At 43.7% G+C, this 13,235-nt stretch carries 13 protein-coding genes and 1 pseudogene; 8 read left to right on the top strand and 6 right to left on the bottom strand.

Features of this window, described 5'->3' with window-relative positions:
• Positions 1-22: 22 nt before the first annotated feature.
• On the bottom strand, positions 23-802 hold the full coding sequence (locus ICN36_RS07060; protein ID WP_216227666.1) for a hypothetical protein: 780 nt from the start codon (positions 800-802) through the stop codon (positions 23-25).
• A 91-nt stretch (positions 803-893) separates the two neighbouring features.
• Here ICN36_RS07060 and ICN36_RS07055 point away from each other — a divergent pair, with 91 nt between their 5' ends.
• The 6 genes and pseudogenes from ICN36_RS07055 to ICN36_RS07035 all read left to right on the top strand — a co-directional run bounded on the left by ICN36_RS07055 (position 894) and on the right by ICN36_RS07035 (position 2,438).
• Positions 894-1,226 carry a hypothetical protein gene (locus ICN36_RS07055; protein WP_255531269.1) on the top strand — a complete coding sequence of 111 codons (333 nt, stop codon included), beginning with the start codon at positions 894-896 and terminating at the stop codon, positions 1,224-1,226.
• Positions 1,227-1,228: 2 nt separating this feature from the next.
• Entirely contained in the window at positions 1,229-1,426 is a 198-nt protein-coding gene (locus ICN36_RS07050; RefSeq protein ID WP_216227664.1) for a hypothetical protein, read from the top strand.
• A gap of 169 nt (positions 1,427-1,595) precedes the next feature.
• A complete protein-coding gene (locus ICN36_RS12125) occupies positions 1,596-1,793 on the top strand; it encodes a hypothetical protein (protein WP_216227727.1) in 198 nt (65 codons plus the stop codon).
• Positions 1,790-1,918 (top strand): annotated as a pseudogene (locus ICN36_RS12035) (Zeta toxin family protein); the annotation flags it as partial. The gene ICN36_RS12125 and the pseudogene ICN36_RS12035, both read left to right, overlap by 4 nt.
• Before the next feature lie 20 nt (positions 1,919-1,938).
• Positions 1,939-2,304 carry a GGDEF domain-containing protein gene (locus tag ICN36_RS12120; protein ID WP_216227662.1) on the top strand — a complete coding sequence of 122 codons (366 nt, stop codon included), beginning with the start codon at positions 1,939-1,941 and terminating at the stop codon, positions 2,302-2,304.
• The gene (locus ICN36_RS07035; protein WP_216227732.1) at positions 2,262-2,438 is read left to right on the top strand and encodes a hypothetical protein; all 177 of its coding nucleotides are present in this window, start codon (positions 2,262-2,264) and stop codon (positions 2,436-2,438) included. The genes ICN36_RS12120 and ICN36_RS07035 overlap by 43 nt, the downstream gene beginning before the upstream one ends.
• An 87-nt stretch (positions 2,439-2,525) precedes the next feature.
• On the opposite strand, the gene ICN36_RS07030 is transcribed toward ICN36_RS07035, so the two are convergent.
• Genes ICN36_RS07030 through ICN36_RS07010 form a run of 5 tightly spaced genes read right to left on the bottom strand, consistent with a single transcriptional unit; the run spans position 2,526 to position 9,644 of the window.
• Positions 2,526-3,572, bottom strand: coding sequence for a chemotaxis protein CheB (locus ICN36_RS07030; protein WP_216227660.1), 1,047 nt, complete (start codon positions 3,570-3,572; stop codon positions 2,526-2,528).
• A gap of 13 nt (positions 3,573-3,585) precedes the next feature.
• Complete coding sequence (locus ICN36_RS07025) at positions 3,586-5,733, bottom strand: response regulator (protein WP_216227654.1); 2,148 nt, start codon at positions 5,731-5,733, stop codon at positions 3,586-3,588.
• Positions 5,734-5,742: 9 nt separating this feature from the next.
• Positions 5,743-7,212, bottom strand: a complete 1,470-nt coding sequence (locus ICN36_RS07020; RefSeq protein ID WP_216227653.1) for a methyl-accepting chemotaxis protein — start codon at positions 7,210-7,212, stop codon at positions 5,743-5,745.
• A gap of 22 nt (positions 7,213-7,234) precedes the next feature.
• Complete coding sequence (locus tag ICN36_RS07015) at positions 7,235-8,248, bottom strand: chemotaxis protein CheW (RefSeq protein WP_216227651.1); 1,014 nt, start codon at positions 8,246-8,248, stop codon at positions 7,235-7,237.
• A gap of 19 nt (positions 8,249-8,267) precedes the next feature.
• Complete coding sequence (locus ICN36_RS07010; protein WP_216227649.1) at positions 8,268-9,644, bottom strand: CheR family methyltransferase; 1,377 nt, start codon at positions 9,642-9,644, stop codon at positions 8,268-8,270.
• Between the two features lie 101 nt (positions 9,645-9,745).
• Between ICN36_RS07010 and metK the strand changes: the two genes are divergently transcribed.
• Complete coding sequence (gene metK / locus ICN36_RS07005) at positions 9,746-10,906, top strand: methionine adenosyltransferase (protein WP_216227648.1); 1,161 nt, start codon at positions 9,746-9,748, stop codon at positions 10,904-10,906.
• A 22-nt stretch (positions 10,907-10,928) separates the two neighbouring features.
• Positions 10,929-13,232 (top strand): EAL domain-containing protein, encoded by a 2,304-nt coding sequence (locus ICN36_RS07000; protein ID WP_216227647.1) that lies wholly within the window; start codon positions 10,929-10,931, stop codon positions 13,230-13,232.
• Positions 13,233-13,235 lie beyond the last annotated feature (3 nt).

Here is a 13,235-nt window from a genome sequence, read left to right as displayed (position 1 = left end):
ATATACCGCATATTCATTTTGATCATTGAGCTGCCCTGCCACCAGGTCTATAGCGATCCATCACCTGATCCAGGCTGTCATTGGTAATCCTCGGATTTGCCTTTTGTAGACAGCCTAATAAAACAGCCTTATTAGCATGTTTTTGATTTCCCTCAGGCAAAGCTCCACGAGGGGCTGGATTGACATTACTAAAGCAAATTCTGAATTGTTCCGCTGTAATGCCAAGGTCTCGACTTATTTGTTCGACTGGGCGATTGGGATCATCTCGCAAAGCACCCGTTTGCTGCGAACCGAATTGCCCGCTATTACCTGCTGGCGAGGTTGCATAGGGGCCAATACCCCATAGCCAAGATGATCCAGTGTAGGGAGAGTAAAAACTTTCAATGGTGATATTGGACATTCCATATCCAGAGTAACCATTTACGTTCATCTGCCTTGTACCAGCAACAATTGGACGAAGAATAAAAATATCTCCGCCACTTAAATCAATTGGAATAAGTGGCTGAAATAATAGGGTCTGATTAGCACCAGCTTGATTCCTACCCATGCCACGCTTATATTCCCATTGAGATGGCATAGAAATTAAATTTGCTACAGGGTTAGCCAATTCCTTGGCAAGATTGAACTTATCAGAGTCGCCCATTGGCGCCTTAGATTTAGCAGCATCACTCTTGGCAGGTAATGCGCCAGAATTAATCAGATTATTGGTTTCGATAGTGGCTGAAACGGAATCGGCAAAAACAATTCCCGAATATAGGGCTAATACGAAATAAGCTGCAAAAGCCTTTAGGGGAAATTTCATGAAACTTCAATCTAGCTTGAAGAAAAGAGTTAATTTGAGTTGATGGCGGTAATTTTAACCTTATAAGGTTAGTGTCTAAGCAGCTCGATTGATGCTAAACGAATTAGATGAATACACCAAATCAGGCGAAAGCTTTGCCTTTGAAACTACTCTATCTGGCACACATTATCTGCAACGTATTCAGGAGTGGAAAGATCTGGGGTACGTCATCAAACTCTGGTTTATTGCACTAAGTTCCTCTGAGTTAGCTATTTCGCGTGTAAAAGAGAGGGTGGCACAGGGAGGGCACAACATCCCTGAAGAGGTCATTCGTAGGCGATATACTGCTGAGCTCGAGAATTTTCCCAAATATCAAAAAGTTGTAAAATCATGGATATTGTTAAATGGAGATAAAACTCCACCAGAGCAAACAGACCAAGGCTGACCATGACTATTCCAAGCAAAGATATACGTAATTCATCAGATCCCGACATTGCAGGCTCCTACTACGCTATGCAACGTGCCGGACAAGCTGCAATAGACTTGGCAATTCAAACCAATACTGCAATCGTAACTACCATTGATGGCAAGATTGTTCGGATCCCTGCTGCAGAACTCATCAAACAGCGTCAACTTACAGCCTAAACACCATTGGTCGCGAGTTCGAATCTCGCCCGACCCACCAGCAATACTAAGCCTCGCTTCTGCGGGGCTTTTTTATTGCCAGCGATATCTTTTAAAACTGTCCTTTTTAGCCTGTTTTAGGGTCATTTATTGGCTGGGGAATCCAATCCAAATCCAATAAAATAGCGAAATTCCAGCAAAGATTGTCACAACACATCAGCTTCGCCAAAACATCGTTTGCAACGCCATTGCCTCTGCTCGAATTGAAGGCATCGCCCTAGCAACGCAGTTTGAACAAAAACTTACTGACTATATAAATGGCAAAAAAAGTATCGCCCAATTTATAGAACAAACTAAGCAAAGTTATATTAAGAGCACAACCAAATGACGGTCAATTTAAATAAAAAAATTATCATAATTGCCGGACCCAATGGAGCCGGTAAAACTACCTTTGCCAAGAACTTCTTGCCACAAGAAGCGCATACTTTTCGCTTTGTTAATGCTGATCTCATACCTAATAGAAACGCTCACGGTTGTCATTCGCGCTGCCCAGCGTCGCTCAGAAGCCGTATCTCTCGTATTTCTTGATATCGACAAATTCAAAAAAAATTAACGATAACCAAGGCCACCAACGTGGAGATGAGATATTGCGCACAGTTGGAGCGGCGATCAAGCTCGTCTCTCGGGTCGACAATTACGCATTTCGCTATGGCGGCGATGAATTCTGCGTGATTTTGCCTAACTATCGAGAGAATTTGGCACGAGAAATCTATGTCTCGCGTCTCAATGCTGAAATTCATAAACATGAACCAGACTTAAGCGTTAGTGCAGGTGTTTTGCAGTTAGTGCAGGTGTTTTGCAAACAGGTCCAGACGAATATATTGAGCCTGATGCCTTGATCAAAAATGCCGATGCATTAATGTATGAAGCAAAACAAAGTAAATATAGGAATGCCGAGTCTAATGCAGTAGAGGCCAATTCGGCAACCAAAGCACCAGAACTCAGTGGAGAAGATCTCAAAAAAACAGAATGAAGATCGTGGAAGAGTTCATTGTTAAACAATACCCATTACAGCCATTCTCGCATTAGCAATCAAGCAGAAATACTTTATAAAACGGTATCAAAGGCCATTCAAATAGGCGGCAATCTCTTTTGGGGGCAAGATTCTACAGACGGCTCCTTCAAGTATAGCTACAGCTGGCATCCCAAAAATGATACTTGACTCTTCATCTTGCGCAACTGTGTCACCTCCATTTTCGAAGATCAATTTCATTCCTTCGGCTCCATCCCTACCCATACCACTTAGAATGACGCCAACTGCGCTATCTCGATACACCTGTGCTATGGATAAAAATAATTTATCAATGCTTGGGCAATAAATATCCTCCTCCTGCGGCAGAGAAAGCACAAAATGCCCATCGGCACCGAAAGCAAGATGCATTCCTTCAGGAGGAAAATACAGGTGCCCAGGTAGTGGAATACCCCCTTCTTCGGCAATCTCGATCGTTAAAGAAGATTTACTCCTTAGCCAAGTTAACATCCCCATCAAAAACCCACGGCTAATGTGCTGAATACAAACAATTGGGATTGAAAAAGTATCTTTTAATTCTGGGATGAGGACTTCTAAAGCTTGCGGACCCCCTGTTGATGCGCCAATAGCGATTATTTTCGGCTTAACGATTCGTGGAATAAAACAATTTGGATGCGGAAGCGGCAGAGCTTGTCTACTTTTCTTCTTGATGTACTTAACGCCATTGATAATGCGAATTTTTTCAATCAGCCTTTTCCCATCTTCCCCACCGATCACTCCGCCGGAAGCTTTTGGTTTTGCCATAACATCAATAGCGCCAGCGGTCAGCAGCTTAAAAATGTTATCTACTTGATCTGGTTGCACCGAAATACTCAAGACTAGAATTGGGCAAGGATATACCCTAACCGCTTTTTCAATGAACTCTAACCCGTCCATTACGGGCATATGGTAATCCGTGCAAATAACGTCTGGCTTCAAATTGGGCAGCATAGCTAAAGCTTCAGCACCATTCGTAGCGGTGCCAACCACATCAATTAATGGATCCGCATCAAGGACCGACTTAATAATATGCAGTTGTAATGCCGAATCTTCAACCAGAAGAACTCGAATGGGGGTGGTTTCACCATTATTAGGCATTGTTATAGGTTCTTTAGATCAATCTTTTGATGGAATGTAGCAGGACAGCTTGATCAAAGTCTGACTTGGAAATATAGGCATCTGCACCTGCCTCTAAACCCTTGCGCCTGTCATTCTCCGAAGCCAATGATGTAACCAAAATAATGGGAGTGTCAGAAAACTTTTTATTCGCTCTAATCTTAGCGGTTAACTCCAAGCCATCCATATTGGGCATCATAATGTCAGAGACGATTGCATCGAATGCTCTGGACGCCAAAATATTCCATGCGTTAACACCATCAACAGCACTTATCACCTCATATCCAGCGGCTTCCAAGATACGTTTCTCCTGAATACGGGTCACAATGCTATCCTCAACCAGCAATATAGATTTTTTGGATACCGCATCAACTGCGGGCTTAAGCTCACCAGTAACAGCTGCTTTTCGGTGGGTTTGACGCACGCTCTTTGCAAGATCGTTTGCATTTAAAACCGCACAAACTAAACCAGAATCCAAAATGGTAACCCCGGAAACATTTCGCAATCTCTTAATTGGTGGGGGCGGCGGTTTTAAGACAATTTCCTCTTCGTTGCGAAGTTCATCAACGATTAATCCAAAAGTAAACTCTCCGACTTTAATCACCATACAAATCAAAACCTGGTCAGGATCAGCATACTGGTGCGACCTCTCCAATAATGTGCCAAGACGGGTTACCGTAATGACCTCATCATCATGATAAAAACACTGACGATCCTCGCGCACCAGCAACTCGCCGGGCTTCAATATTTTTGAAAAATAGATGGCATCACAAGGTAATGCGTAGAGTTCACCCCATTCACGCAGAATCATTACGCGTGTTGAGGTCAATGACACAGGAAGATTCAGAATAAATAGCATCCCTTTGCCTGACTGGGATTCAATTTGCAATGATCCATGCATTCGCTCAACAGTAGATCTAACGACATCCAACCCAACCCCGCGACCTGAGATATCAGTAATCATCTTATTGGTGGAAAAGCCAGGGGTCATCAGCACGCTTTTGAGTTGGTATTCGTTCAATTCCTGCGCCTGAGATTCGGTATAAATATGCCGCTTGATGGTTTGCTCGCGAATTGCCTCTAGATCCAAACCGCGCCCATCATCACTGACATCCACGCGAATATGATCAGCCTCTTGACTAATTTTGACTAGAATTCGCCCAATGGGTGATTTGCCCGCCTGAATACGCTCGTCAGGAAGCTCAATACCGTGATCAATTGCATTACGGAACATATGCATTAGAGGAGACTTCATCTCCTCAATAATGCGCTTGTCGACTACGGTATTTTCACCCTCGAATACAAGATCTACTTGTTTCTTTTCTTCGGCAGCAAGATCATGAACCATTCGAGGAAATTGTTCCAATAAAGTCGAAATTGGCAGCAAACGCAAACTCCGAATGCCGAATTCCATTTCATCGGTAATAACACTTAATCTACCCGTATCCTCTACAAGTCTAGAACGCATAAATTGAGCTTCTGCAACCCATTCATCCGGAGTTACTTCGCCACCATCAATACGTTTGATCAACTTACTAAACTCATCTTCCCAACGCAGGATGCGACTGCGACTGACAACCAACTCTCCAGCTTGACTTAATAAAAAATCTAATTTTTTGGCATCTACTCGCAGGGTCTCAATATGAAATTCGGGCGGTATTGGACGTCCCTTAATGATCGAATCCCCTTTAGGCAACTCATTTGTATGTGCTGACTCGAGCGGCGTCTCGGTGTTGATAGGAGTAACAACTAGGGGTGCAGAATTTTGCTGGGATATATTGGATTCATGCTGTTGATTGCCACCAGCTTGGGTGATATCCCCAACTGCTTCAGCCACCAACTTCCGAATTTGATCAAGCGTTGCTAGCTGAGGCCCAATGATGGCAGGCGTGACTAGCAATTTACCGCCCCTTACCTCACCAAGCATATCCTCAACAGTGTTCGCCAATGTCTGGATCTCAATCAACCCAAGCATCCTGGCTGAACCCTTCAGACTATGCGCCTCACGGAACACCTCTTGCACCAAAGACTGATCCTGAGGTGTTTTTTCTAGCTGCAAAAGACCCATATCGAGCTTTTGCAAATGCTCCGCACTCTCTGTTCTAAAGAGATTACGGAGTTCTAGATCTTCAATCTTTGACATATAGGGTATTTACACCATAGTGCGTAGGTGCTCGGCTACCTTAGTCAGATCCTCTACTCCGGTTCTCGCTTGCGAAGTGCCGGCAATCATTTCTCGAGAACCATTATTAATGTTTTGCATCGCTTCATTAATTTGCACTAAAGCTGCTGCTTGTTGTTTGCTATTTAACAAAACTTGTTGTGCGTTCTGAAAAACACCTTCGGAAAGTCTGCGGAGCATTTCAAATGCTTTAGCTGTTTGCTCAACACTCTCAGATACCTGATGGGTAGTTTTGGTGCCGTCCTCAGCCGTCATCACCATTGAGTTCGTAGACTTCTGAATATCAATCACTATCTGACTGGCCTTTTCTGCCGATTGCTTACTTTGATCTGCTAGCTTGCGAATTTCGCTGGCCACAACGGCAAATCCCTTGCCATGCTCTCCAGCTCTAGCAGCTTCCACTGCGGCATTGAGGGCCAACATATTGGTTTCACTTGCCAACTCCCCAACCAACTTGGAAATATTGCCAATTTGTCCGGCTTGCTCTGACAGGCTCAATATTTGCTTGGCAATGAATGCCATTTTTTCTTCGAGCAACACCATATCGGCTTGATTCTGATTGACCAGCTCTAAGCCCTTAATGGTTGTATCTTGGGCTTTCTTTGCTGCAGTTGCAGCCGAATCCGCCTGCTCCGAAGAAAGTCGCGCCGATGACACTAGCTCCTCTACCGTACTCGTAGTCTCCGACACTGAGGAACCTTGTTGTGTCACTGCTTTTTCATGCTGAACTAAAGTGCTCGCAATAGATGTAGCGATCGACGATACCTGCCCTGAATTTGCCCTCACATCACGAACCAAGAAAAATGTAGTGGCAGAACCAAAAATAACCAGCATGCACAAAACTGCCAATGTTCCATATAAAAAAACCAATTTGGCGCTTTCAATGGCTGAAGTGACCGAACCGCGGAGCTCCGACCTGATTGCAGAGTCAATCTCTACAGCGCCATCTGCAATTAAATCGTTGTCTCTAGTAATGCGTAGGGTATCTCCTTGTTTGAATTTTTCCAGAGCCTCTTTTCCCCTGCCCTCGTCCACTAACTTCATTAAGCCACCATTAACCCGAGCAATATCATTGGTTGCAGACTTTAATTTTTCGACATCCGCTTGAAGCTTGGGAGGTAAATTTGACCTCAGGAGAATATCAGCTACAGTATTTGCCTGGGATAACGAATCAAGATATACCTTCTTTGGAAACTCTTGCTCTTCTCCGGGAGCACCATTATTGAGAAGATATGCATATGTGGCACGCTGCATTCTTAACTGTGCCGCATATATCTTATATAGATCAGGGGTGGTTATTGAGCTTTTATCCAAATATACAGATCGCTCAATAGCCGCATTGATAGTCATTTGATTAATGCCGATAATGACAATCAAGATCACCGATGGGATCAGAAAACCTAGGGCCATCCTCCATCTCAGGGTTAGTTTATTCCACATTAATCTCTCCTTCATTTCATCACTAAATTCGCTCTTCAATTTCGAGCATGCTGCTAAGCAAAATAGCCTCAATATCCAAAATTCCCGCAACGCCATCATCCACTTTCAGCAATGATTTGCACTGGGCGTGCTGATCCTCAACATCTTGCAAAGCGGAGATGTGATGGCGGTCAAAATAACGGAAATCTTCCACCCTCTGCACTGCCAAAGCGATTCTTTTGGATTCAAACTGCAAAATAACAATATCCCTTTTGTCTGCAATATTTTGAATATTGAGCAAGGTAGTCATATCAATCACCGATAAGATTTCCCCTCTTAAATTAATCACACCCAATATGTAAGGAGGACAACATGGAAGCGGTGCACACTGTTTCAGATGCGCAAACTCGGCAATGTAGGCGATTTCAATGGCGTAGCGTATTTCACCAATTGCAACAATAGCAAAACCATCTCTATCTTTCTCTTGTTGATCGATGATTGGCATCGCCAACTGGTGCATTCTTGCGCGAAATATTTCTTCATTGTGCTCCGCCAGGAATTTTGTTGATGGCAACTCAGACTCACCGTGACTGGTGGATGCATCATCCCCTATTTGAACGGTCAATAATTTCTGTAAATTGAGAAGCAAAACAATTTGGTCTTCGTGCTTAATTTCCCCCTCAATGAGATCGGCATAGGGTGTGCTAAAGTCTGAAGGCATCACCATTTCACGCTTAACTATTGACTCCAAAGGGACGTCAACCAAGCCCATTACAGAATCAGACACAATGCCACAGCGCATCTGTGGAGCGCTTACTAGAATAATATTTGTAAGGGTTGAGTAACTTCTAGGCGAGTGCTTAAATCGCAAGCTCAAATCAAGAATGTGCACCACTTCACCATGCCAGTTTGCGAGACCAATAAACCATGGTGGCGCCGCTTCAATAGGCGAAAGTTCTGGCATCCAAAAAATACTATCTACGCTCTCCGTAGGGATTGCATATCGAACTGACTCAGACTCAAATACCAAAAAGCTAGGCATATCTTGTTTATTCACCTCTCATAATCAATTTAGATTAATTGGAGGGTGAAGTCAAACTGTTTTGTAAGTTAGTCAGGTATTGTTTTAGGTCAGATTTAGTGATGCTTCCAAACCCTGGCATCTGCAGATCTTCAGGCTTTTGGTCAAGTGACTTTAGAGCCTGCTGGCAAGACTTAGCAGCCATACTGTTTTTACCCTCTTGCACCTGAATCGTAATAAGCCCTAGGTAAGCAGGTATAAAGTCGGGGTCTAAGTACAAGGTTTTCCTTAAGTCCTCCTTTGCCCGCAAAACGTCATCCCTTTCAACCGAAATCACAGCATGCAAGTAATGCAATTCTGCTCGCATAGAGTCGCGAGTAAGAATCTGCTGATAGATTGCCAAGGCTTCAGCAATGCGGCCTTGATCTGCCAATTTCCAAGCCGAGCTCAATAAATCTTCGATCGAGGGTAATGCTGCCTTAGTTACCTGGGTTGCCTGGATTGCCTTAGTTGCTTTAGCTGCTTCAGGCAGCACCCTATTTAGCGCTTGAGCTTCCATTACAGGAATCATAGGTGAAGTTACCTCAAGATCAGCCTTTAGATCATTCCGCTTTTCATATACCAATGATTCAGGGTAAATCTTGACTCGAAGACCGCTTTGCCTATAGGCATGAAGCTCTCCATGTGCAGTCAATAACACACCGCCTTCTAGCAAACAGGCCGACAATTTATCAGTGATGGCACTGATCGATGTCAAATTCATATAGATAAATAAATTTCTACATAAAATGAAATCAACGTCCATGAGAAAATTCTTTACATCGGGCAAATGACCATCTACTAGATCAAATACTAGAAACCGAGCACGGGTACGTATTCGATCGATCAACCGCCAACCATCATCTACTTTTTGGAAGTATGCGTCTTTAAACCGCTGGTTGCAGCCCCGGAAAGCCCATTCTTTATACGTCGCGCGCTTAGCCTGCTCTATAAAGCTCGGATTGATATCACTTCCAACGATATCAATATCCCAACCATTAGCATTAGGCAGAACCTGCTCCAACAAAATAATGAGTGAATAAATTTCCTCGCCAGTCGCACATGCTGGGGCCCATATTCGAATTTTTTTGGAGGCCTCTTTTTTTAGGATAATTTCTGGGAGCATTACGCGCTTGATTAACTCCATCTGCCCAGGGTCCCGCATAAAGAAGGTTTCGCCTGTAGTGAGCAAATCACTCAATAATCTTCGATCCTCGGCAAGATCATTTGAGCGGGCTAAATATTGCAGGTAATCCCCTGCGCCCCCAAGACCCAGACTTTCTGAGCGTTTTTGCACCCATACACTCAGCTTTTCATAATCAAACTCGGTGATTCGCAAACCGGATAGTTCGCGAACTGCCTGAATTAATTCAGTCGATAAAGGAGTATTCATTGAGCTTTTATGCCACATTTCATGTGATAAATCTCTACTTAACAACAATACTTTCTAGGTTTATAGTAACAAAAGGGAGTGCATCTACATAAAGGTTTCGCATGACTAGCAATTTTCTTTTCACATCTGAATCGGTCACTGAAGGACACCCGGATAAAGTCTGCGATCAAATATCCGATGCCATTCTTGATGCGCTTCTAAGAGAAGATCCAGCAAGTCGAGTTGCTGTCAATACGGTATGTAGCTCAGGCCTAGTACTGCTCACTGGTCAAATTACTACCAAGGCTTTTATCGATTACGCTCAAATCGCTAGGCATACATTGCAGGAAATTGGCTACAACAATACAGAGCTTGGAATGGATCACAAGGGCTGCGCTGTTTTAATCAATTTTGAGAAGCAAAGTCTCGATATCTCCCAAGGGGTAGATCAAGCCCAAGATGATCCATCAGATCAAGGCGCCGGAGACCAAGGAATGATGTTTGGCTATGCCGTAGACGAGTCAGAAGAGCTCATGCCGCTGCCAATCACCTTAGCCCATAGACTGGTGGGGCAGCAAGCTAAATTGCGCCGTAACGGTCGTTTTGACTGGATGCGGCCTGACGGAAAATCCCAGGTCACGATGCGCTACATTGACGATAAGCCTATCGCTATAGACACGATTATTTTGTCCACTCAGCATTCCCCCGAAATTTCCTTGAAAAACTTGAGGGAGGCGATGATTGAAGAATGCATCAAACCCATTCTTCCACCCAATCTAGTTAAAAACAATATTCGGTACTTGGTGAACCCCACTGGACGCTTTATCATCGGAGGCCCACAGGGTGATACGGGGCTCACAGGTAAAAAGTTAATGGTGGATACCTATGGCTCATCTGCACCGCATGGAGGGGGGTCATTTTCCGGAAAAGACCCTTCTAAAGTAGATCGATCAGGCACTTATGCGGCGCGCTATGTAGCAAAAAATGTGGTGGCGGCAGGCTTAGCCCGAAAGTGCCTCATACAAGTGTCTTATTCAATTGGGGTGGCCCACCCTACTTCGATTATGGTCAACACTTTTGGCAGTGGGATCGTCTCGGATACCAAGTTAGAGGACATCATTTCAACAGCATTTGATTGGCGTCCAAAAATGATTATTCAAAAGCTCGAACTCTTAAAGCCCATCTATCGACAGACGGCAAGCTATGGCCACTTTGGTAGAAGTGATATTGAGTTCAGTTGGGAAAAATGCGATCTAGTTGAATCCCTCAGGATATCTATCTAAACTATGGGTATGCTTTAAACATATGAGTAAAGAAATTAATCAAACACACATACTGATCGTAGAAGACAGCCCTATTCAAGCTGAACTTCTGCGTCGCTTCATTACCAGCCATGGATTTATTTGTACAGTAGCCACAAATGGCGAGGCCAGTCTTCTTGCAGTAAAAAATAGTCGTCCAGATTTAATTATTAGCGACATTCAAATGCCAGTGCTTGATGGCTACCAGATGTGCGAGAGAATTAAAGCGGATATCTCGCTTCGATCCATTCCAGTTATTTTATTAACCGCACTATCTGATCCAGTTGATGTAATCCGCGGCCTTAATGCGGGCGCCCAAGCCTATTTAACAAAACCTTATGACAATGAGCGGCTCTTATTGCAAGTCCGTCGCCTACTGAATGAAGTGCCTGGGGATGCTATCGAGCAACCAGAAGAGCCGCTAGAAGTAGAAATTAATCAAAATCGTTACAGCGTTAAGTCTGGCCGAAGACAGATTTTACAAATGCTGGTATCTACTTATGACAATGCGGCATATCAAAATCAATTACTTCGCAAGCTAGAAGAAGACCTACATACGCTTAACCAAGACCTTGAGAACAAGGTCATGCAGAGAACAGCCGCTTTAGCGGAAGAGGAAAAACGGGCTCGCAATGCAGAAGCGCGGTATCGAACCCTTTTCGCATTACTGCCTGAAGGCGTGGGCCTTTTGAATACGGATAACTGGAAGTTCATTGAATTTAATGATGTCACCTGCGGCCAATTGGGTTATCTACGCAATGAATTTGAAAATCTGTCACTTTTAGACCTCGTTGATCCCAGCGAAAAAGAGGAGCTACTGTCTCACCTCAATCAAGCATTGCTTTACCCACAAATCAGCTTTACAGCCCATCTACTAAATCGAGATAAGACCTCTATTGAGGTGGATATTCGTACAAGACAGGTGGAGTTTGAGGGCCGAAAATTACTGAATTGTATTTTTAGGGATATTTCGGATATTAACCGCGCAAGAAAAATTGAATTAGAGCTAGAACACAAGGCAACGCATGATTTAATAACTGATCTTCCTAGTAAAGGTCTGCTGCTAGAAGTACTTGCGCAAGCAATTCATGTGGCAGATAGAACCAACAATCCCATTACTCTTTTTGCAATTGATTTGGGCAGGTTGGATACGATTACTGCCAGCCTTGGTCACCCAGCGGCAGAGGCCATTCAAATTGAGCTAGCAGAGCGCCTGAGGGCCATTCAACCTAAGGCTGGAATGGTGGCAAGAGTCCACAATCAAGAATTTATTTTCATGGTTGATGGATCTATAGACCCCAGCCCGCTGACAGAACTACTGACTCGCATTTCAAAGGCAACCAGCTCACCATTTGAATGGGATGGGACAAATTTGGAGTTAGATCCTTTTATTGGAATCAGTGTTTATCCAAAAGACGCAAAGGATGCTGATGATTTACTACAGTCTGCGGAGTCAGCCCTCTTCAAAGCAAAAAGGGGTGAGCGAAAAGCAATTGTTCTTGCCTCTCCAGAACTAAATGAACAAGTTCAAAATCTCATCCGCAGAGAAAATGAGCTGCGCCTTGGGTTTAGCAAAGGCCAAATGGAGATGTTCTTTCAACCGCGTGTAGACCTCCAATCCGGGAAAATCTCGGGTGCTGAAGCCCTGATGAGATGGCGCGACCCCATCAAAGGCATCATTCCTCCAAATGACTTTATTCCGCTTGCCCATGAGATTGGACTCATTGAACCGCTTACTGAATGGGCATTAAACCAGGTCTGCCAACAGCAAAAAAAATGGCTTGATAGTGGTACAAAGATTGTGCCAATCTCAGTTAATCTAGTTGCGGAGCAATTTCTAGATAACCGAATCCTCTCGCTTTTAAAGAAAATCTTACAGGTGAATAAACTTGAATCTAAGTATCTTGAAGTTGAGTTAACTGAATCTGTAGCAATGAAAAATCCCGAGAAAACCACTAAGCTACTGAATCAAATTAAAGAATTGGGAATTTTAATTGCCATCGATGACTTTGGCACCGGATACTCCTCCCTAGCGTATCTCGAAAAATTTCCAATTGATATTTTAAAAATTGATATCTCATTTGTCCAAGGCGTCACAACTGATAAGCATTCTGCGGCCATTACAAGCGCGATCATCGCTATGGCTAAAGAATTGCAGTTCTTATTAGTTGCCGAAGGGGTGGAAATTGACGGACAACGTCAATTTTTATCGCAGCACCATTGCGAAGAGGGTCAAGGATACTTATTTTCAAAACCCCTACCAGCCGATGAGTTTCAAAAACTACTGAACAGTAATATTGTTTATTAAAAA

Source organism: Polynucleobacter sp. UK-Gri1-W3, assembly GCF_018881595.1.
Lineage (GTDB): Bacteria > Pseudomonadota > Gammaproteobacteria > Burkholderiales > Burkholderiaceae > Polynucleobacter.
Note: the sequence above shows the minus strand (reverse complement) of the source record. Positions and strands in the feature narration are given on the sequence as shown.

What these genes read in the sequence shown, in the direction of transcription:
- ICN36_RS07060 (WP_216227666.1), bottom strand. Translation starts at nt 802, where the DNA reads ATGAAATTTCCCCTAAAGGCTTTTGCAGCTTATTTCGTATTAGCCCTA.
- ICN36_RS07055 (WP_255531269.1), top strand. Translation starts at nt 894, where the DNA reads ATGCTAAACGAATTAGATGAATACACCAAATCAGGCGAAAGCTTTGCC.
- ICN36_RS07050 (WP_216227664.1), top strand. Translation starts at nt 1,229, where the DNA reads ATGACTATTCCAAGCAAAGATATACGTAATTCATCAGATCCCGACATT.
- ICN36_RS07030 (WP_216227660.1), bottom strand. Translation starts at nt 3,572, where the DNA reads ATGCCTAATAATGGTGAAACCACCCCCATTCGAGTTCTTCTGGTTGAA.
- ICN36_RS07025 (WP_216227654.1), bottom strand. Translation starts at nt 5,733, where the DNA reads ATGTCAAAGATTGAAGATCTAGAACTCCGTAATCTCTTTAGAACAGAG.
- ICN36_RS07020 (WP_216227653.1), bottom strand. Translation starts at nt 7,212, where the DNA reads ATGTGGAATAAACTAACCCTGAGATGGAGGATGGCCCTAGGTTTTCTG.
- ICN36_RS07010 (WP_216227649.1), bottom strand. Translation starts at nt 9,644, where the DNA reads ATGAATACTCCTTTATCGACTGAATTAATTCAGGCAGTTCGCGAACTA.
- metK (WP_216227648.1), top strand. Translation starts at nt 9,746, where the DNA reads ATGACTAGCAATTTTCTTTTCACATCTGAATCGGTCACTGAAGGACAC.
- ICN36_RS07000 (WP_216227647.1), top strand. Translation starts at nt 10,929, where the DNA reads ATGAGTAAAGAAATTAATCAAACACACATACTGATCGTAGAAGACAGC.